Origin of the sequence: Streptomyces sp. NBC_00490 (genome assembly GCF_036013645.1) — a bacterium.
Classification (GTDB): domain Bacteria; phylum Actinomycetota; class Actinomycetes; order Streptomycetales; family Streptomycetaceae; genus Streptomyces; species Streptomyces canus_F.
Window position 1 is genome coordinate 3,638,023 of the sequence record NZ_CP107869.1, and the last position, 19,419, is coordinate 3,657,441.

A 19,419-nucleotide genomic window follows, 5' to 3' on the forward strand; every position below is an offset into this window, starting at 1 on the left:
TCTCCTAGTGTGTCCTTTCAGTGACTTCCTTCGACACCTCTCCCCAACTGAACGCGTCGCGCGCACTGCTCGCGCTGGCCGTGGTGTTCGTGATGCTCGCGACCACCGGCTGGACCGCCCTGCGCAACCAGCGGACCACGACCGAGCTCCAGAGCTCGATCAGCTCCTGGGAGCACGGCCGGATAGCGGGGCACCAGCTGCCCGACCCGGACGACTCGACCTCCGCCGCGCTCTCGCGCTTCTTCGCCTCGCTGACCGCTCAGCAGCGCTCCGCCCTCGCCCGCCGCTATCCCCTCGCGGTCGGCAACATGAACGGCGCCCCCGTCGAGCTGCGCTACCGCGCCAACCGCATCGCGCTCGGCCAGGCCCGCAAGGTCGAGCTGAAACGCATGCACGACAGCCGGCTCTCGGCCGACGGGCAACGCCAGGCGGGCAACCGTATGCAGCGCTTCGAGACGCTGATGAACACCAAGCGCAAGATCCTCGCCTTCGACCCGGCGGGCTCCGGGCGGGTCGCCGAGGTCTTCGGCGATCTGGACAAGGCGCAGCGGATCTCGGTCGTCGTCCCCGGCGTCGACACCGATCTGCTCACCTTCCAGCGCACCTACCGCAAGTACTCGGCCCCGGTCGGCATGGCCAAGTCGCTGTACGCCGCGGAGAAGGCGGCGAGCCCCTCGACGCGTACGGCCGTCATCGCCTGGGCCGACTACACCGCCCCCGGCGGCCTCGGCCTCGACTCGGCGACCGCGACCCGCGCCAAGGGCGGCGCCGTCCGGCTGAACGCGCTGGTGCGCGCGCTGCCCGGCAGCACGCCCGTCTCCCTGTTCTGCCACAGCTACGGCTCGGTGGTGTGCGGTGTCGCCGCGCACACCCTGCCGGAGCGGGTGGCCGACATCGCGGTGGCCGGCAGCCCCGGGATGCGGGTCACCAACGCCGCCCAGCTGCACACCTCGGCCCAGGTGTGGGCGATGCGGGACGCCGACGACTGGATCCAGGACGTGCCGTACCTGGAGCTCGGCGGTCTGGGCCACGGTGCCGACCCGGTGTCCTCCGCGTTCGGGGCACGGGTGCTTTCGGCGGCGGACGCGAAGGGGCACAGCGGCTATTTCGAGCCGGGTACCGAGAGCCTGCTGAACTTCGCCGAGATCGGCGTCGGCGCATATCGCTCGGTGCACTGTGCCACGGACGACGAGGCCTGCCGCGCCGGTTTGTCCGGCACCGTGGCGGGCTGACGCGCGTAGAGACGCAGGAATTGCGGTCTGCGCAGGGAGGCGACGGAGGAGCTCGTGCCGCATACGATGAGCCGCATGGGTGACGTACTGGCCGGATTTCATGCCGCCTGGGAGTTCGAGTCCGACTCCGTCCTCATCCGTTACGAGCGGGGGATTCGAACACCCAAGCTCTTCCAGTCCCTGGGAGAGCGACGGATCCCCCTCTCGGCACTGTCCGGTGTGACACTCACCCCCGGCAAGCGCGGCACGGTGGTGCTGCGCGCCGAACCCCGCCCCGGCGCCGACCCGTTGATGGAGGCGGCCGCGGGACAGCTGAAGGAAGGGTGCGACCCGTACCGCCTCGTGCTGCCCGCCGAGCGGGAGGTGCTCGCCGAGTACTACGCCGACGAGTTGCGTGCCCTGCTGAAGCCGGACGACGGCGAGCCGGCCGAGCGGTTTCTCGTCCCGGCGCCCGAAGTACCGCTGTCCTTCAAGGCGTACGACGGCAAGGCGTCCTTCGACGGGAAGACCGTGCACTTCCGGTGGTTCTGGACGGGCGCGTCCTCGGCGAAGTGGAAGGCCGGCGACCAGAGTTTCCCGGTCACCGACCTCGGTGGCGTGGAGTGGCGCTCGCCCGAGGTGTTCGAGGGGCATCTGCGGCTGATCCCGCGGGACGGCGACGGGCAGCCGGTGCAGGCCGACCAGGATCCGGCCGCCGTGGTGTTCGGGCTCGGGTACGGGCCGGTGCACGAGTCGTTGCCGTTCGCCGCGGCGGTCCTGGCGGCGGTCCGGGAGCGGGGGCCCGTCGCGGCGGTGCCGGCCAGTGCGCCGAGGCGCGATCCGGCCGACATCGCCGAGCGCATTCGTCATCTCGGGGAGCTGCACCAAGCGGGGCTTGTCACGGACGAGGAGTTCTCCGTGAAGAAAGCGGAGTTGTTGGCTGAGCTCTGAGGTGCGTTGTTCTACTCACGGCCGGCAGAGGTGAACGTCATGTCCGCGTAGCGGTCGCCTGCCACCTTTGCCGCGATCGGCTCCAGCAACGCCAGCTGCTCTTCCGTGAGTTCGATCCTGGTGGCCGCTACGTTCTCTGCCACACGGCTCGCCTTCGTCGTACCCGGGATCGGAACGACTGTCAGACCATGAACGTCGGCCTGGTGCTGGACCCAGGCCAGGGCTATCTGGCCCAGGGAGGCACCGTGGGCCTCTGCCACTGTGCGGATCTGTTCCAGGAGGGCCGCGTTCGTGGCCGCGTTGTCGCCGGTGAAGCGGGGCTGGTGGCGGCGGAAGTCGTCGGCCGTCAGATCCTTGTCGGCGTCGGCGAAGGAGCCGGTCAGGAAGCCTCGGCCCAGCGGGGAGTACGGGACGAGGGCGACGCCCAGGTCGCGGGCGGCCGGGACCACGCCCGTCTCGATGTCGCGGCTGAACAGGGACCACTCCGACTGCACGGCCGCGATGGGGTGGACGGCCTGGGCCGTACGCAGCTCCGAGCCGGTGACCTCGCTCAGGCCCAGGTGCTTGACCTTGCCCTCGCGGACCAGGTCGGCCATGGTCGCGACGGTCTCCTCGATCGGCACGTTCGGATCGCGCCGGTGCATGTAGTAGAGGTCGATCGCGTCGACGTCCAGTCGCTTCAGGCTCGCCTCGACGGCCTGGCGGATGTACGGGGTGTCGTTGCGGATGACACGCCGGGTCGGCTCGTCCGGCGGGATCGACAGGGCGAACTTCGTGGCGATGACGACCTCGTCGCGGTGGGCCTTGAAGAACGGCGAGAGGAACTTCTCGTTCTCCCCCGCGCCGTAGGCGTCCGCCGTGTCGTAGAGCGTGACGCCCAGTTCCAGGGCCCGCTCCAGGGTCGCCCGGGACGCGTCCGCGTCCGTGGGGCCGTACGCGAAGCTCATGCCCATGCAGCCCAGGCCCTGCACGCCCACCTCGGGGCCGTCGGCGCCCAGTCGTGCGGTCGGGATCCTGTGGTCGGTCATCCGGCCTTCTCCGTTTCGTAGCGGTGACCGGCGTCGGCGTAGAAGCTGATCTTCCGGTCGAGCACGGCGAGCGTGTCCTGCAGTTCCGTGATCCGGGACAGGACGTCCCGGCGGGTCGACTCCAGCAGTTCGAAGCGCTCGCCGAAGGTGTGGTCGCCCTCGCGGACCAGTTCCGCGTAGCGCACCATGTCGGCGACCGGCATCCCCGTGAGCCGGAGCTTGCCGACGAAGTCGAGCCAGTCCAGGTCGCGGTTGCTGTAGCGGCGCTGGCCGGTGTGCGAGCGGTCGATGTGCGGCATCAGGCCGATGCGCTCGTACCAGCGCAGCGTGTGCGCGGTCAGCCCGGTGAAGGCGACGACCTCGCTGATCGTGTAGCTGTCCTGGCCCTGGGGGCGCCGGTGCGGGTGCGGCGGGGCGCTGCAGCTGTCGGTCCTGGTACCCGTCGTGGTGGTCTCCATCACCGTCATGACCTCAACGCTATGACCTTGGAGTGCACTCCAAGCAAGCGAATCCGGTAAGAATTCGCGGGACGCCGGCCGGGCGGGGTGGCTAGTGCCGCATCAGGCAACGTTCGCCCTGTCCACGACCTCGCGGAGTCGTTCGTCGGCGGCATGCTTGTTCCGCCAGATGATGTAGCGGCGGATCATGCTTCCCTGTTCTTTGTGGCTGGTGTGGTCGGTGCCGTCGAGTGCGAAGTAGCGCAGGGCGGTGAACTGGGCCTCGATCCGGTTGAGCCAGGAGCTGTTGGTCGGGGTGTAGGCGATCTCCACGTTGTTGGCCGCCGCCCACGTCGCGACCCGCTGGCAGCGCTTTGTCGTCAGGTGCGGTGAGTAGTTGTCGCAGATGATCGCCATGCGTATGTCCTGTGGGTGCAGGGAGCGCAGGTAGCGGCAGAACTCCAGGAACTTCGACCTGTTCTTGGTCTTCTTGATGTGCCCGTAGAGCTGGTCCTTGGCCAGGTCGTAGGCGGCGAACAGGTGGCGGACCCCGTGCGGGCGGGTGTAGGTCGCCCGGCGCCGAGGCCGGGGTTCACGGTCGGGATCCTTGTGCCGGCCGCCGCGTTCGGCCCACTGCCGTCCGGGGTGTGGCTGGAGGTTGAGCGGCCCGAACTCGTCCATGCAGAAGACGACTTCGGGCTCGCCGTCCTCGGCTATGACCTCGCCGTCGGCGATCGCGTAGAGATGCTCGACCCGGGCCTTCTTGGCCGCGTAGTCCGGGTCGCGTGAGGCCTTCCAGGTCTTCACGCGTTGAAACGAGACGCCCTCCTCGCGGAGCAGGACCCGAAGGCCCTCGTAGCTGATGTCGTCGACCACCCCCTCGGCGACCAGGAAGTCGGCCAGCTTGGCCAGGCTCCAGGTCGAGAACGGCAGGCCATGCTCGGCCGGCTTGGACTTGGCGATCTTCTTGATCTCCCGGCGCTCGGGGAGGGTGAAGGTTCTGGGCCTGCCGCCCTTGTACTTCGGATAGAGCGAGTTGAATCCGTCCGCGTTGAAGTTGTGGATCACATCCCGGACCCGGTCCTGGCTGGTGAACGTCACCTCGGCGATCTTCGCCACCGGCATGCCCTGCGCGGATAACAGCACCATCTGGGCCCGCCGCCAGGTCACCACCGAACCGGTACCCCTGCGGATGATCCGCAGCAGTCGCCTGCCCTCATCGTCATCAATCTCCCGGACCCGCACACGTTCAGCCACGTGATCATTCTGGCTGTCTGATGCCGCCCGGCGCAGCAACCCAGCGATACGTCATGACAGGGCGAACGTTGCCTGATGCGGCACTAGCGTGCGGGACATGAGTCTCGTACGACGTGCTGGAGCCGAGGACGCCCGGGAAGTGCTGCGACTTCGGCAGGTGATGATCGACTCGATGGCCGGTGCCGATCCGTCCACGCAGTGGCATGCCGGGGCGCTGCCCGTGCTGAAGGGGCGGCTGGCGGAACCGGACGGGGACTTCGCGGCGTTCGTCGTGGATCACCCCGAGCGGCCGGGGGCGTTGGCGGCACTGGCGGTCGGGACGCTGGAGTACCGGATCGGACGGGCGGACAATCCGCACGGGCGGGTCGGGTACGTCTTCAGCGTCGCGACCGACCCCGACGCCCGCCGTCGCGGTTACGCGCGGGCGTGCATGACCGAACTGCTGGTCTGGCTCCGCGAGCGGGGCGCCACCCAGGTCGATCTGAACGCCTCCGCCGACGCCGAGCCGCTCTACGCCTCCCTCGGCTTCGTCCGCAAGCCCGACCCCTCGATGCGGCTGGCACTGTGACCGGCATAGTCTCGACGGCATGTCGCTGAAGAGCCTCGCCCTGATCGAGAACTGGCCGGTTCCGACCGCCGCCGCGGCCGTCGTACGGGCGGACGGGACCCTGCTCGGTACGCACGGTCCCGTCGGGCACCGCTTCCCGCTGGCGTCGGTCACCAAGCCGCTCGCGGCGTACGCGGCGCTCGTCGCGTACGAGGAGGGCGCGATCGAGCTCGACGAGCCGGCCGGGCCCGCGGGGTCGACGGTGCGGCATCTGCTGGCGCACACGTCGGGGCTCGCGTTCGACGAGCACCGGGTCATGGCACCGGCCGGGGAGCGGCGGCTGTACTCCAACGCCGGGTTCGAGCAGTTGGGCGACCACATCGCCAAGGCGACGGACATCGCGTTCGCGGAGTATCTGCGGCAGGCGGTGCTGGAGCCGTTGGGCATGGTGTCGACCTCGCTGGAGGGGTCGCCCGCCAAGGACGGGGTCTCGACGGTCGAGGATCTGGTCCGGTTCGCCGCGGAGGTCCAGGCGCCTCGGCTGCTGGATCCCCGTACGGTCGCCGACGCGATGACCGTCCAGTACCCGGGTACCAAGGGTGTGCTGCCGGGGTACGGGCATCAGAGCCCCAACGACTGGGGGCTCGGCTTCGAGATCCGTGACTCCAAGTCCCCGCACTGGACGGGGTCTTCGTCCTCCCCCCGTACCTTCGGGCACTTCGGGCAGTCCGGTACGTTCCTGTGGATCGACCCCGTCGCGGGCGCGGCCTGCGTGGCACTGACGGACCGTGCGTTCGGTCCCTGGGCGATCGAGGCATGGCCACTGTTCACGGACGCGGTACTCACGGACCTGCGGGGCTGAGCCCGTTTCCCTCGCCCCCGCCGCCCCTACCCGTCCCATCCCTGGGGGCTGCGCCCCCAGACCCCGCTGTCGGCCCTGAACGGGCCTCGTCCTCAAACGCCGGACGGGCTGAAAAGCAAAGACACGGACCGGCGTCAGCAAATCCAGCCCCTCCGCGCTAATTCAGCCCCTCCGGCGTTTGAGGAGCGGGGGTTCAGGGGGCAGCGCCCCCTGGGGGCGGGGTTGAAGGGGCGGCATGCCCCTGGAGGATGGGAATGGGTAGGGGCGGCGGGGGCGGATCAGAGTGCCCGGGCCAGTGGGTCCTACATCTCCCAGATCAGGAGTTCCGCTGCCGTCAGAGCTGCCGTGTCCAGGGCCTCGGCGTTCGTGACGCGGGCCGCGTCGCCCGGGCGCAGGTGTTCGCCGGCCAGGTGTACTTCGCCGCGGACGACATGGACGTAGAGGTGTCGGCCGTCCGGGAGCGCCGTACGCTCGCCCGTCGCGAGGCGTCGTACGTGCAGCATCGCCGCCGCCTCCGGGACGGCGTACGGCGTCGAGTCGGCGATGCCACGGACGATCTCGTAGCACGGCTCGCCGCCGGGTTCCAGGGGGGCCAGCCACATCTGCACGAAGGTCAGCGGGGTGTCGCCGTCGTTGCGCTCCACGTGGCGGACGCCCGCGGCCGAGCTGAGGCGCTGCACGTCCCCGGGCCGCACGGTCGTCTCGTGGCCCGTCGAGTCGCGGTGGGTGAGCTCGCCCTCGACCACCCAGGTCACGATCTCGGTGTGGCTGTGCGGATGCTCGTCGAACCCGGCGCCGGGTTGGAGCCGCTCCTCGTTGCAGGCGATCACCGCGCCGAAACGGAGGTTGCCGGGGTCGTAGTGCGGACCGAAGGAGAAGGCGTGGAAGGACTCGATCCCGGTCGCCGGATCGCCCCCCGGGTAGCGCTCAGCGGCGCGCCGTACGTCCATCACGGACCCCACCGTAGCCCTCACCCGGTACCCGGCGGAGCGCACTCACGTCCGGATAAGGCAGTCTTGTCCCGTGCCCGAACCCGAAGCCAGCAACACCGAAGCCTTCGCACGTGACTCCCATCCGCACTCGGCGACCCTGAAGCGGCTGGAGAAGTCGGCCGGGTCCCTGGCGGCGCAGGCCATCGCGCGGATGGACGAGACGCTGTCGTGGTACCGGGTCATGCCCCCGGAGAACCGTTCCTGGATCGGGCTGGTCGCGCAGGCCGGTATCGCCGCGTTCACCGAGTGGTTCCGGCATCCCGACGCCCCGCAGGCGATCTCCACCGATGTGTTCGGAACCGCTCCGCGCGAGCTGACCCGGGCCATCACGCTGCGGCAGACCGTGGAGATGGTGCGCACCACCATCGAGGTCATGGAGTCCGCCATCGACGAGGTGGCCGCTCCCGGTGACGAGTCCATCCTGCGCGAGGCCCTTCTCGTCTACGCCCGCGAGATCGCCTTCGCCACCGCCCAGGTCTACGCCCAGGCCGCCGAGGCACGCGGTGCCTGGGACGCCCGGCTGGAATCGCTGGTCGTCAACGCCGTGCTCAGCGGCGAGGCCGACGAGGGGGCGGTCTCCCGGGCCGCCGCGCTCGGCTGGAACGCGCCCGAGCATGTGTGTGTCGTCCTCGGCACCGCTCCCGACGGGGACTCCGAGCTCACCGTCGAGGCCATTCGGCGGGCCGCCCGGCATGCCAAGCTCCAGGTGCTCACCGGGGTGCTCGGAGACCGGCTCGTCGTCATCGCCGGCGGCAGCGACAATCCGCTCGCCGTCGCCAAGTCGCTGATCGGGCCTTATGCGGCCGGACCCGTGGTCGCGGGGCCCGTCGTACCCGATCTGCTGGCCGCCACCCGGTCCGCGCAGGCCGCCGCGGCGGGGCTCAAAGCCGGTACTGCCTGGCAGGACGCCCCGCGCCCGGTACTGGCGGACGATCTGCTTCCGGAGCGCGCCATCGCGGGTGACCCGAGCGCGCGCGAGCAGTTGGTGGAGGAGATCTACAGACCACTGGAGGAAGCCGGTTCAGCTCTCCTGGAGACGCTCTCGGTCTATCTCGAACAGGCGAGCAGTCTCGAAGGCGCGGCCCGGATGCTCTTCGTCCATCCCAACACCGTGCGCTACCGGCTCCGACGTGTGACTGACGTCACCGGCTGGTCGCCCTCCGACGTACGTTCCGCGTTCACGCTGCGGATCGCCCTCATCCTGGGGCGTCTGGTCGACGGCGATATCCAGCTCTAGGCTTTTGTCGGGGGTCCACAAAACCCCCTCGTGTTCTTCGTCCCTGTCCCCACGGGCGGGCATGCCCGTCCACAAGAGAGAGTGTGAGAGTGCTCGTACTCGTCGCTCCCGGCCAGGGCGCCCAGACGCCCGGCTTCCTGACCCCCTGGCTCGAACTCCCCGGTGCCGCCGACCGCGTCGCCGCGTGGTCGGACGCCATCGGCCTGGACCTCGCCCACTACGGGACCCAGGCCGACGCGGACGAGATCCGTGACACCTCGGTGGCCCAGCCGCTGCTGGTCGCCGCCGGGATCCTGTCCGCCTCGGCACTCGGTGCCGTCACCCCGGGCGCCGTCGCGGGCCACAGCGTCGGTGAGTTCACCGCCGCCGCCTTCGCCGGTGTCCTCGACGACACCGCCGCGCTGACCCTCGTACGCAAGCGCGGTCTGGCCATGGCCGAGGCCGCCGCGATCACCGAGACCGGGATGTCGGCGCTGCTCGGCGGCGACCCCGAGGTGAGCGTCGCGCACCTGGAGAAGCTGGGCCTGACTCCGGCGAACGTGAACGGCGCCGGCCAGATCGTGGCCGCCGGCACCATGGAGCAGCTCGCCGCGCTGAACGAGGACAAGCCCGAGGGCGTCCGCAAGGTCGTCCCGTTGAAGGTGGCCGGCGCCTTCCACACGCACCACATGAGCCCCGCGGTCGACACGCTGGCGAAGGCCGCCGAGGCCCTTACGCCCGCCGACCCGAAGCTCCCCTACGTCTCGAACAAGGACGGGCAGACGGTCGCCACCGGCGCCGAGGTCCTCGCGCGACTGGTCGGCCAGGTCGCCAACCCGGTCCGCTGGGACCTGTGCATGGAGACCTTCAAGGAGCTCGGTGTCACGGCCCTGATCGAGGTGTGCCCCGGCGGCACCCTCACCGGTCTCGCCAAGCGCGCGCTGCCCGGCGTGAAGACGCTGGCGCTCAAGTCCCCCGCCGACCTCGACGCCGCTCGCGAGCTCATCGCAGAGCACAGCGCCTGAAAAGGAGCCAGAGAGCAATGTCGAAGATCAAGCCCAGCAAGGGCGCCCCGTACGCGCGGATCCTCGGTGTCGGTGGCTACCGGCCGACGAGGGTCGTGCCGAACGAGGTGATCCTCGAGACGATCGACTCGTCCGACGAGTGGATCCGCTCGCGCTCCGGCATCGAGACCCGGCACTGGGCGAGCGACGAGGAGACCGTCGCCGCGATGTCGATCGAGGCGTCCGGCAAGGCGATCGCCGACGCCGGGATCTCCGCCGAGCAGATCGGTGGCGTGATCGTCTCGACCGTGTCGCACTTCAAGCAGACCCCGGCCGTCGCCACCGAGATCGCCCACAAGCTCGGCACGGACAAGGCGGCCGCCTTCGACATCTCGGCCGGCTGCGCGGGCTTCGGCTACGGCCTGACCCTCGCCAAGGGCATGATCGTCGAGGGTTCGGCGGAGTACGTCCTGGTGATCGGCGTGGAGCGGCTCTCCGACCTGACCGACCTGGAGGACCGTGCCACGGCCTTCCTGTTCGGTGACGGGGCCGGCGCGGTCGTCGTGGGCCCCTCCCAGGAGCCGGCCATCGGCCCGACGGTGTGGGGCTCCGAGGGCGACAAGTCCGACACGATCAAGCAGACCGTGGCGTGGACCGAGTACGACAGCAAGGACAAGTTCCCCGCCATCACGCAGGAGGGCCAGGCGGTGTTCCGCTGGGCCGTCTTCGAGATGGCGAAGGTCGCCAAGGAGGCGCTGGACGTCGCCGGTATCACCGCGGACGAACTGGACGTCTTCATTCCGCACCAGGCCAACGAGCGGATCATCGACTCGATGGTGAAGACACTCAAGCTGCCGGAGACCGTCACGGTCGCGCGTGACGTACGCACCACCGGCAACACCTCGGCCGCCTCGATCCCGCTCGCGATGGAGCGGCTCCTGGCGACCGGCGAGGCGAAGAGCGGCGACACCGCGCTCGTCATCGGCTTCGGGGCGGGTCTCGTCTACGCCGCGACTGTCGTTACCCTCCCCTAGGCACTCCGTGCCGGATCAGCAACGATCCGGGCCGGAACGCACTGCCAACCCTCTGGACAACAACGAAGGAGCGCCTCTCATGGCCGCCACTCAGGAAGAGATCGTCGCCGGTCTCGCCGACATCGTCAACGAGATCGCCGGCATCCCGGTTGAGGACGTCCAGCTGGACAAGTCCTTCACCGACGACCTGGACGTCGACTCGCTGTCCATGGTCGAGGTCGTCGTCGCCGCCGAAGAGCGCTTCGACGTCAAGATCCCGGACGAGGACGTCAAGAACCTCAAGACGGTCGGCGACGCCACCGACTACATCCTGAAGAACCAGGGCTGATCCCCGGATCAGTCCATTGCCCCGCCACCCGGCGGTGGCGCCGCTGAATCCTCGTAATCGTTGGAGAAAGATTTCCCGTGAGCCCGACCAATCGCACCGTGGTCGTCACCGGTATCGGCGCAACCACACCGCTGGGTGGCGACGCAGCCTCTACCTGGGAGGGTCTGGTCGCCGGCAAGTCCGGCGTGAAGCCCCTGGAGCAGGAGTGGGCGGCCGACCAGGCCGTCCGTATCGCGGCGCCCGTCGCCGTGGAGCCGACCGAGGTCATCCCGCGTCCGCAGGCCCGGCGCCTGGACCGGTCGGCGCAGTTCGCGCTGGTCGCCGCCCAGGAGGCGTGGGCCGACGCGGGCTTCACCGGCAAGGCCGGTGAGGACACCGCCGTCGACGCCGACCGCCTCGGTGCGGTCATCGCCTCCGGCATCGGTGGCGTCACGACACTGCTCGACCAGTACGACGTGCTCAAGGAGAAGGGCGTCCGCCGCGTCTCCCCGCACACCGTCCCCATGCTCATGCCGAACGGCCCGTCCGCCAACGTGGGTCTCCTCGTCGGCGCCCGCGCCGGTGTGCACACCCCGGTCTCCGCGTGCGCCTCGGGCGCCGAGGCCATCGGCTACGCCATCGAGATGATCCGCACCGGCCGCGCCGACGTCGTCATCGCGGGCGGCACGGAGGCGGCGATCCACCCGCTGCCGATCGCCGCGTTCGGCAACATGATGGCGATGTCGAAGAACAACGACGACCCGCAGGGCGCCTCGCGTCCCTACGACACCGCGCGTGACGGCTTCGTGCTCGGCGAGGGCGCCGGCGTGATCGTCCTGGAGTCCGCGGAGCACGCCGCCCGGCGCGGTGCGCGCGTGTACGCCGAGGCGGTCGGCCAGGGCATCTCCGCCGACGGCCACGACATCGTGCAGCCCGAGCCGGAGGGCCGCGGTATCGCCCAGGCCTTGCAGAACCTGCTCGCCGGCTCCGACCTGAACCCGGCGGAGATCGTGCACGTCAACGCGCACGCCACCTCGACGCCGGCCGGTGACGTGGCCGAGCTGAAGGCGCTGCGCAAGGTGTTCGGCGACGAGGCCGACCACTTCGCGGTGTCCGCCACGAAGTCCATGACGGGTCACCTGCTGGGTGGCGCCGGCGGTGTGGAGTCCGTGGCGACGATCCTCGCCCTCTACAACCGTCTCGCCCCGCCGACCATCAACGTCGAGAACCTCGACCCGGAGGCGGAGGCCAACGCCGACATCGTCCGCGGTGAGGCGCGCAAGCTGCCCGTCGAGGGCCGTATCGCCGCGCTGAACGACTCGTTCGGGTTCGGCGGCCACAACGTGGTGCTGGCGTTCCGTACGGTCTGAGAGGCCTCCGTACGCAACTGAAGGGCCTCCACCGGTCGGTGGGGGCCCTTCGGCTTGTCCGGATTCCTAGACGACCTGGTGCAGCCAGCGGACCGGGGCGCCCTCTCCCGCGTATCTGAAGGGCTCCAACTCGTCGTCCCACGGCTTGCCCAGGAGCTTGGCGATCTCCGCTTCCAGGTTGGTCTCGCCGCCCTGTGAGCGGGCCAGTGCCGCTCTCAGGCGGTCCTCGGGGATCAGGATGTCGCCGTGGATGCCCGTCACCGCGTGGTAGATGCCGAGGTCGGGGGTGCAGCTGTAGCGCTCGCCCTCGGCGGTGGGGCAGGGCTCGGCCGTCACCTCGAAGCGCAACAGGTGCCAGCCGCGCAGGGCCGACGCCAGCTTCGACGCCGTGCCCGCCTCGCCCTTCCAGGAGAACTCCGAGCGCCAGGTGCCAGGGGCCGCCGGCTGCCGGATCCAGTCGAGGTTGACGCGCGTGCCGAGCACCCCGGCGACGGCCCACTCGACGTGCGGGCACAGCGCGCGCGGCGCGGAGTGCACGTACAGAACTCCACGTGTCGTCACCGGGACCTCCGGGCAGAGCGGGACCATTGTGCGAATGGGCGGAACGGTGGTGGCGGCAGCCACGTTGATGGCGAGGCTACCGTGCGGCGGCGCAAGGAGTGTGACGTACCGTCGGTCCCGGTGCCCCGAAACGCCCGCCATTCACCCAGCAGGACGCTAGTAGGGGTGTGAGCCGTTGCACGGCGACGGCTGGTGAGGGTCGGGAACTCCCGTGCGTTGGTATGGAGGGGGACGAAGTTCGCAGGGGATTGCATGTCGACCGAGGGGACCACCAGGGGATGCGCAAGCGCAGGCACCACTCGCGTGCCGTTCTCGCCGTCGTGACGGCGGCCGTCCTGGGCGCCGCCGGCTGTGACGCCGTCGGCGGCAACGAGTCGGCACCGTCCGGCACCGAGGCGCAGAGAGCGAAGCCCTCCCCCACTGCGACGACGCCCGCCTGGGACTCCAGCCCGTCCTCCCTCGCCGCCGTGGGCGACTCCATCACCCGCGGCTTCGACGCCTGTTCGCTCCTCCAGGACTGCCCGGAGGCCTCCTGGGCGACGGGCAGCCGTGCCGAGGTAGACAGTCTCGCCGTACGGCTGCTGGGGTCGGCGAAGGCGGTCTCCCACAGCTGGAACTACGCGGTCAGCGGGGCGCGGATGAGCGATCTGGCCGGGCAGATGGCGCAGGCCGCGGCGAAGAGGCCCGGGCTGGTGACGGTGATGGCGGGGGCCAATGACGCGTGCCGGGACTCCACCTCGCTGATGACGTCCGTGGCCGACTTCCGGGCACAGTTCGAGGACGCGATGAGCACCCTGCGCGACGCGGCGCCGAAGGCGCAGGTGTACGTGGCGAGCGTGCCGAACCTGAAGCGGCTGTGGTCCGAGGGGCGCGCCAACCCGATGGGCAAGCAGGTGTGGAAGCTCGGGATATGCCCGTCGATGCTGGGCGACGCGGATGCCGTGGACACGGCGGCGACCGAGCGGCGCGACACCGTGCAGGACCGGGTGGAGGCGTACAACAAGGTCCTGGAGGAGGTCTGCGCCAAGGACGAGCGGTGCCGTTTCGACGGGGGCGCGGTGTACGAGTTCCGGTTCGGCACGGAGCAGCTGAGCCATATCGACTGGTTCCACCCGAGTGTGAACGGGCAGGCCAGGCTGGCCGAGATCGCCTACCGGGAGGTCACGGCGGAGAAGGCGTGACCTAAAGTTTTGAACATGAGTGAACTCTTCGGCACACTTTCCGACGGCACCCCGGTCCACCGCTGGACGCTGGAGCGGGCCGGCGTGCGGGTCAGGGTGCTGTCGTACGGCGGGATCGTGCAGTCCGCCGAGGTCCCGGACCGGGACGGGGGCACCGGGAACGTGGTGCTGGGGTTCGCGGAGCTGGACGGATATCTCACGCACACCGGGCCCTACTTCGGTGCGCTGATCGGCCGGTACGCGAACCGGATCGCCGGCGGCCGCTTCCCGCTGGACGGTGTGACGTACGCGCTGGCGCCCAACAGCGCGCCGAACTGCCTGCACGGCGGCGGGCGCGGCTTCGACAAGCGGGTGTGGGACGTGGCGCCCGTCGAGCACGGCATCCGGCTCTCCCGGGTCAGTCCGCACGGCGAGGAGGGCTTCCCGGGCCGGCTGGAGGTCTCGGCGACGTACACGCTGGACGCGGAGGGTGCGCTGCGGATCGCGTACGAGGCGGTGACGGACGCGCCGACGGTGCTCGCCCTGACGAACCACAGCTACTTCAACCTGGCCGGCTCCGGTGACGCGTGCGGCCATGAACTGCGGATCGCCGCCTCCCGGTTCACACCGGTCGACGCGGTCGGGATCCCGACCGGGGTGCTCCAGGACGTGACCGGCGGGCGCTTCGACTTCCGGGAGAGCCGGAAGGTGGGTTCGGGGTACGACCACAACTTCGTCCTCGACAAGGGTCTGACGCGGTCGCCGGCCGAGGTCGCCGAGCTGCACGACCCCTCCACCGGGCGGGTGCTGACGGTGTCCACCACCGAGCCGGGCCTGCAGCTGTACACCGCGGACCACCTGGAGGAGCCCTTCGTGCCCTGCGAGGGTGTCGCGCTGGAGACCCAGCACTTCCCGGACTCCCCGAACCGGCCGGAGTTCCCGAGCACGGTGCTGCGGCCGGGCGAGGTGTTCCGGTCGGAGACGGTGTACGCGTTCTCCACGCGCTGAGGCCCCGCCGAGGGTTGCGGAGAACCACAAGCCCCGGCCCGGGTGTCAGGTCCCGGACCGGGGCTGCTCAGGGGGAGTCCTGCTCCCGGATCAGACGTTAATCGTGGCGGTGAGGCGACGGTCCGTGATCGAGCGGCCGATCTGGATCTCGTACGAACCCTTCACAAACGACCATGAGCCCTCCGCGCCCTCTCCCCCGGTCCATGTCTCGAAGGCGCGGCGCGGGATCTCGACGGTGACCTCCGCGCTCTCGCCGGGCGCGGCCTCGACACCGGCGAAGCCGGCCAGCAGGCGCTCGGGGCGGTCGGGGCCGGGAGCGTCGGTGGGGGCGAGGTAGACCTGGACGACCTCGCGGCCGGTGCGCCGGCCGGAGTTGCGGAGGCGGACGCGGACCGTGGTGCCCTCGACCTGGACGGACTCATACGTCCAGTCGGTGTAGCCGAGGCCGTGGCCGAAGGGGTACGAGGGGAGGCGGCCCTCCTTCGCCCAGGCGCGGTAGCCGATGAACACGTCCTCGGTGTACGGGAGTTCGCCGTCGGCGGGGATCACCCGGGTGACCGGGGCGGCCTCCAGGGAGCCCCAGGTCGTGGGCAGGCGACCGCCGGGCTCGTGGGCTCCGGTGAGGACGTCGGCCAGGGCGGCACCGCCCTCCTGGCCGGGGAACCAGCTCAGGAGGACGGCGGCGACGTCGTCGCGCCAGGGCAGTTCGACCGGGGAGCCGGAGTTGACGACGACCACGGTGTTGGGGTTGGCGGCGGCGACGGCGCGGACGAGGTCGTCCTGGCGGCCGGGCAGTTCGAGGTCCCCGCGGTCGAAGCCCTCGGACTCGACGCGGTCGGTGGTGGCGACCACGACGACGGCGGTGTCGGCGTTCCGGGCGGCCTCGACGGCCTCGGCGATCAGTTCGTCGCCGTCGCGCCGCGGCTCCTGGTGGGCGAGCGCGAAGGCGATGACCATGAACGGGATGCCCTCGGGCAGCTGGAAGACGTAGGTGAGGGAGACCTCGACCGGCTCGCCCGCGGTCAGTTCGACCTCGCCGTGCGGTACCGGGGAGCCGAAGAACGCCTCGAAGGGGTCGCTGGTGTCGGCGGGGAGCTGGAGGTCGTCGTAGTACGTCGTGCCGTCGACGGTGAGGGTGAAGGCGCCGACGCCCTTGATGCCGAAGGTGTGGGTGCCGCTCTCGCGCGGGGTGAAGGTGCCGGTCAGCTCGATGGTGTGGAGCGTGTCGTGGGTGACGCCGTCGGGGAGGTCGTTGCCCATCCACTGGATCTGGCCGTTGGGGGCGTTGCCGGTGCCGATGACGTTGCCGTCGATGTCGCGGCAGACGGCGCGCAGGGTGAAGCCCTTGTCTGCGACCGCGAGTTCGGTGTTGGGGTCGGCGCCGACGGCGTAGGTGAGGGTGCCCTCGGGGAGGGCGGCGGTGAGGCCGTCGAGCGGGGAGACGATGCGGGGCGGGAAGACGGTGGCGGAGCCGCCGCCGAGGACGCGGGCGTCGCGGGCGGCGGCGCCGATCAGCGCCACGGTGCCCTGCTTCAGCGGCAGCGCGCTGTTCCCGTCGCGTACCTCGTTACGGACCAGCACGAAGGCGCGGCGGGCGATCTCGCGGGCCAGCGCCTCGCCGTCGATCGTCTCCGGGAGCTCGGTGACGACCGGCTCGGCGTGCTCCAGGATGCCCACGCGGGCGGCGAGCCGCAGGACGTTGCGTACCGCCTCGTCGACCTTGGCCTCCTCGACCTCGCCGTCGCGGACGGCCTGGGCGAGGGCCTCGCCGTACACGGTCTGCGGGCCCGGCATGGCGACGTCGAGGCCGCCCTCGATGGCGCCCTTCGTCGAGCGGGCGGCCATCCAGTCGGAGACGTTGTAGCCGTCGAAGCCCCACTCGCCGCGCGCGATCTCGTTCACGAGGTGGTGGTGCTCGGTCATCGTCACGCCGTTGACCTGGTTGTACGCGGTCATGATGCCCCACGGGCGGGCGTTCTCGACGATGAGCTCGAAGGGCCGCAGGTAGAGCTCGCGCAGGGCGCGCTCGGAGACGACGTTGTTGACCGTGAAGCGGTCGGTCTCGGCGTCGTTGGCGACGAAGTGCTTGACGGTGGTGCCGACTCCGCCGGACTGGACGCCGTTCACATAGCCCGCGCCGATGAGTCCGGTGAGGTACGGGTCCTCGCTGTAGGCCTCGAAGTGGCGGCCGCCGAGCGGGGAGCGGTGCAGGTTGACGGTGGGGGCGAGCAGGACGTGGACGCCCTTGCGGCGGGCCTCCTGGGCGAGCAGCGCGCCGGCGCGGCGGGCGAGTTCGGGGTCCCAGGTGGCGCCGAGCGCGGTCGGGGACGGCAGCGCGATCGAGGGGTCGTCGGCGGTCCAGCGCACGCCTCGGACGCCGATCGGCCCGTCGGACATGACGAGCGACTCGAGGCCGATCTCGGGCAGGGCGGGCAGCGTCCACATGTCCTGGCCGGCCAGCAGCCGGGCCTTCGCGTCCAGGTCGAGCTTGCCGAGGGCCGCCTCGACGGCAGCCTCGCGTGCCTGGTCCGCGCGAGTGGTGGATTGGGTGCCCGCCATGGGGTCCTCCTGGTGTCGGGTCCGTGCCGTTCCCCCATCGTGCACCCGTTACCTGTAGACCGGTAGGTTTCGTTATCTGGCCGTTATATATGGCATGGGGTCATGCCGTACGGTGACCCCATGAACGCCAGGGTCAGGAGTGAGGAACGGCGCGCGGAGATCGTCCGGGCGGCCCTGGAGGTGATCGCCGAGCGCGGCTACCGCGGGGCGAGCCTGGCCGCCGTGGCGGAGCGCGTCGGGCTCACCCAGCAGGGGCTGCTGCACCACTTCCCCACCAAGGAAGCACTGCTGGTCACCGTGCTCAAGGAGCGGGACCAGTGGGACGCGGTGCCGGACACCCAGTGGCGGATCGACCTGCTCGCCTCGCTCGTCGAGTACAACGCGATGCGGCCCGGCATCATCCAGACCTTCTCGGCGCTGCTCGGCGAGAGCGTGACGGACGGGCATCCGGCGCGCGCGTACTTCACCGAGCGCTATGCGCAGGTGCGCGAGTCGATGGCGGCGGTGCTGCGTGCCGAGTACGGGGACCGGCTGCCGAACGGGCTGACGCCCGAGCGGACGGCTCCGCTGCTGGTGGCGGTCATGGACGGGCTCCAGTACCAGTGGCTCCTCGACCCCGAGTCGGTGGACATGCCGGGGGCGTTCCGGGACTTCCTCAGTCTGCTGGGCGAGAACCCCGGGACCCCTGAGAACCCGGCCTGACCGCGGCGACCACCTCCACCTCGATCTGCGCCTCCGGCCGGAACAGCTTCGGCACCTCGAAGGTCATGCTGGTGGGCGGGGTCCCGGTGAGGAACTCCCTGCGCACGGCGCCGTATTCCTGGAGCCTGTCGATGTCGGTGAGGTAGGTGCGGATGTTGATGATGTCCGCGAGGGTGCCGCCGTGGGCCTTCAGCAGGGCCTCGATCGTCTCGAAGACGCCCCGGCTCTGCTCGGCCAGGGTCTCCCCCTCGGCGATCTGTCCGGAGACGAACAACAGGGCGCTGCCGTCGGCCTGTTCGACTCGGGCGACCTGGGAGTAGTAGGGGCTCAGGGGCTGGGGCGCGGAGGCGGGGTTGTCGAGGGTGACCTTCATGGATTCCCTTGTCTGCGAGGTCAGGCGGTGCGGATGCGGGCCGCGGCCCGGGAGATGTCCTCGCCGGGTTCGGCGACCCGGCGGTAGTGCTCCGACGCGGCCTCGATGACGGGCAGTCGTGCCGTCTTCGTGGCCAGGTCGAGGTCCTTCAGCGCGAGCGTGGCGTCGAAGTGCACGCCCTCGGCGTGGGCGCGGGCGACGACTCCGGAGAGGGGGCCGTTCGCGAGGGCGGTGCGGGCCGTGTCGCCGTCCAGGCCGAGGGCGTCGGCGAGCCGCAGGGCTTCGGCGACCACCGCGATCCCGCTGATGACGGCCGAGTTGAGGACGAGCTTGAGGGCGGCGCCGGAGCCGAGGGTTCCCGTGCGGGTGACGTTGCCGAGGTGGGCGAGGAGGTGCTCGACGCCGGCCGTGTCACCGCCGGCGAGGATGCCGAGAGCGCCCGCGGCCGCCTTGTCGGTGCTGCCCATGACGGGGGCGTCGACGAGGGTGACGCCTTCGGGCAGTCGGGCCGCGAGGCGGTGTACGGCTTCCGGGCCGACGGTCGACATCTCGATCCAGTGGACGCCCGGCCGCAGGGCTGCCGCGGCGGCCCCCGCCACCCCCTCCAGCGCGTCCGGGCCGGCGAGCATGGTGATGACGACGTCGGCGTCCCGGACCGCGTCGGCCGGGGAGGCGGCGAGTCCGGCCCCCTCCGCGACGAGCGGTACGGCCTTCTCGGCGGTGCGGTTCCAGACGGTCAACGGGTGGCCCGCGGCGAGGAGTCGGCGGGCCATGGGGGCGCCCATGTGCCCCAGGCCGAGGAATGCGATGTGCTCCATGGCGCCGACGCTATGTCCGCCC

20 protein-coding genes are annotated in these 19,419 nt (G+C 70.6%); 12 read left to right on the forward strand and 8 right to left on the reverse strand.

Going from position 1 to position 19,419, the window contains the following annotated elements; genetic code table 11:
• Nucleotides 1-20 precede the first annotated feature (20 nt).
• Nucleotides 21-1,232 carry an alpha/beta hydrolase family protein gene (locus OG381_RS16475; RefSeq protein WP_327716858.1) on the forward strand — a complete coding sequence of 404 codons (1,212 nt, stop codon included), beginning with the start codon at nucleotides 21-23 and terminating at the stop codon, nucleotides 1,230-1,232.
• 66 nt (nucleotides 1,233-1,298) lie between these two features.
• Nucleotides 1,299-2,162: a DUF4429 domain-containing protein gene (locus tag OG381_RS16480; protein WP_266899661.1), complete on the forward strand. Its 864-nt coding sequence runs from the start codon at nucleotides 1,299-1,301 to the stop codon at nucleotides 2,160-2,162.
• An 11-nt stretch (nucleotides 2,163-2,173) separates the two neighbouring features.
• On the opposite strand, the gene OG381_RS16485 is transcribed toward OG381_RS16480, so the two are convergent.
• The 3 genes from OG381_RS16485 to OG381_RS16495 all read right to left on the reverse strand — a co-directional run bounded on the left by OG381_RS16485 (nucleotide 2,174) and on the right by OG381_RS16495 (nucleotide 4,884).
• Nucleotides 2,174-3,190 carry an aldo/keto reductase gene (locus tag OG381_RS16485; protein WP_327716859.1) on the reverse strand — a complete coding sequence of 339 codons (1,017 nt, stop codon included), beginning with the start codon at nucleotides 3,188-3,190 and terminating at the stop codon, nucleotides 2,174-2,176.
• Entirely contained in the window at nucleotides 3,187-3,657 is a 471-nt protein-coding gene (locus OG381_RS16490; RefSeq protein WP_307031443.1) for a MerR family transcriptional regulator, read from the reverse strand. The genes OG381_RS16485 and OG381_RS16490 overlap by 4 nt, the downstream gene beginning before the upstream one ends.
• Nucleotides 3,658-3,750: 93 nt before the next feature.
• The gene (locus OG381_RS16495) at nucleotides 3,751-4,884 is read right to left on the reverse strand and encodes an IS630 family transposase (protein ID WP_327714086.1); all 1,134 of its coding nucleotides are present in this window, start codon (nucleotides 4,882-4,884) and stop codon (nucleotides 3,751-3,753) included.
• A 97-nt stretch (nucleotides 4,885-4,981) separates the two neighbouring features.
• Between OG381_RS16495 and OG381_RS16500 the strand changes: the two genes are divergently transcribed.
• Complete coding sequence (locus tag OG381_RS16500) at nucleotides 4,982-5,452, forward strand: GNAT family N-acetyltransferase (RefSeq protein ID WP_327716860.1); 471 nt, start codon at nucleotides 4,982-4,984, stop codon at nucleotides 5,450-5,452.
• 19 nt (nucleotides 5,453-5,471) lie between these two features.
• Entirely contained in the window at nucleotides 5,472-6,293 is an 822-nt protein-coding gene (locus tag OG381_RS16505; RefSeq protein WP_327716861.1) for a serine hydrolase domain-containing protein, read from the forward strand.
• A gap of 302 nt (nucleotides 6,294-6,595) precedes the next feature.
• Here the strand turns inward: OG381_RS16505 and OG381_RS16510 are convergent, their stop codons facing one another.
• The gene (locus tag OG381_RS16510) at nucleotides 6,596-7,243 is read right to left on the reverse strand and encodes a pirin family protein (protein ID WP_327722473.1); all 648 of its coding nucleotides are present in this window, start codon (nucleotides 7,241-7,243) and stop codon (nucleotides 6,596-6,598) included.
• Nucleotides 7,244-7,316: 73 nt separating this feature from the next.
• Here OG381_RS16510 and OG381_RS16515 point away from each other — a divergent pair, with 73 nt between their 5' ends.
• The 5 genes from OG381_RS16515 to fabF all read left to right on the forward strand — a co-directional run bounded on the left by OG381_RS16515 (nucleotide 7,317) and on the right by fabF (nucleotide 12,216).
• On the forward strand, nucleotides 7,317-8,522 hold the full coding sequence (locus tag OG381_RS16515; protein WP_327716862.1) for a PucR family transcriptional regulator: 1,206 nt from the start codon (nucleotides 7,317-7,319) through the stop codon (nucleotides 8,520-8,522).
• 89 nt (nucleotides 8,523-8,611) lie between these two features.
• Entirely contained in the window at nucleotides 8,612-9,526 is a 915-nt protein-coding gene (locus tag OG381_RS16520) for an ACP S-malonyltransferase (protein ID WP_327716863.1), read from the forward strand.
• Between the two features lie 17 nt (nucleotides 9,527-9,543).
• Entirely contained in the window at nucleotides 9,544-10,539 is a 996-nt protein-coding gene (locus OG381_RS16525) for a ketoacyl-ACP synthase III (protein ID WP_327716864.1), read from the forward strand.
• Between the two features lie 79 nt (nucleotides 10,540-10,618).
• Nucleotides 10,619-10,867: an acyl carrier protein gene (locus OG381_RS16530; protein ID WP_019067091.1), complete on the forward strand. Its 249-nt coding sequence runs from the start codon at nucleotides 10,619-10,621 to the stop codon at nucleotides 10,865-10,867.
• A gap of 77 nt (nucleotides 10,868-10,944) precedes the next feature.
• Nucleotides 10,945-12,216 carry a beta-ketoacyl-ACP synthase II gene (gene fabF / locus OG381_RS16535; RefSeq protein ID WP_327716865.1) on the forward strand — a complete coding sequence of 424 codons (1,272 nt, stop codon included), beginning with the start codon at nucleotides 10,945-10,947 and terminating at the stop codon, nucleotides 12,214-12,216.
• A gap of 66 nt (nucleotides 12,217-12,282) precedes the next feature.
• Here fabF and OG381_RS16540 read toward each other — a convergent pair whose 3' ends face one another.
• Complete coding sequence (locus OG381_RS16540; protein ID WP_327716866.1) at nucleotides 12,283-12,777, reverse strand: DUF3145 domain-containing protein; 495 nt, start codon at nucleotides 12,775-12,777, stop codon at nucleotides 12,283-12,285.
• 278 nt (nucleotides 12,778-13,055) lie between these two features.
• Here OG381_RS16540 and OG381_RS16545 point away from each other — a divergent pair, with 278 nt between their 5' ends.
• Entirely contained in the window at nucleotides 13,056-13,958 is a 903-nt protein-coding gene (locus OG381_RS16545; RefSeq protein ID WP_327716867.1) for an SGNH/GDSL hydrolase family protein, read from the forward strand.
• Between the two features lie 15 nt (nucleotides 13,959-13,973).
• On the forward strand, nucleotides 13,974-14,945 hold the full coding sequence (locus OG381_RS16550; RefSeq protein ID WP_327716869.1) for an aldose epimerase family protein: 972 nt from the start codon (nucleotides 13,974-13,976) through the stop codon (nucleotides 14,943-14,945).
• A 90-nt stretch (nucleotides 14,946-15,035) separates the two neighbouring features.
• On the opposite strand, the gene OG381_RS16555 is transcribed toward OG381_RS16550, so the two are convergent.
• The gene (locus OG381_RS16555; protein ID WP_327716870.1) at nucleotides 15,036-17,504 is read right to left on the reverse strand and encodes a glycoside hydrolase family 3 protein; all 2,469 of its coding nucleotides are present in this window, start codon (nucleotides 17,502-17,504) and stop codon (nucleotides 15,036-15,038) included.
• Nucleotides 17,505-17,606: 102 nt separating this feature from the next.
• Between OG381_RS16555 and OG381_RS16560 the strand changes: the two genes are divergently transcribed.
• Nucleotides 17,607-18,206, forward strand: coding sequence for a TetR/AcrR family transcriptional regulator (locus tag OG381_RS16560; protein WP_327716871.1), 600 nt, complete (start codon nucleotides 17,607-17,609; stop codon nucleotides 18,204-18,206).
• Here OG381_RS16560 and OG381_RS16565 read toward each other — a convergent pair.
• On the reverse strand, nucleotides 18,160-18,579 hold the full coding sequence (locus OG381_RS16565; RefSeq protein ID WP_327716872.1) for a RidA family protein: 420 nt from the start codon (nucleotides 18,577-18,579) through the stop codon (nucleotides 18,160-18,162). The two genes, OG381_RS16560 and OG381_RS16565, sit on opposite strands and share 47 nt — an antisense overlap.
• A gap of 20 nt (nucleotides 18,580-18,599) precedes the next feature.
• Entirely contained in the window at nucleotides 18,600-19,397 is a 798-nt protein-coding gene (locus tag OG381_RS16570) for an NAD(P)-dependent oxidoreductase (RefSeq protein WP_327716873.1), read from the reverse strand.
• Nucleotides 19,398-19,419: the final 22 nt, after the last annotated feature.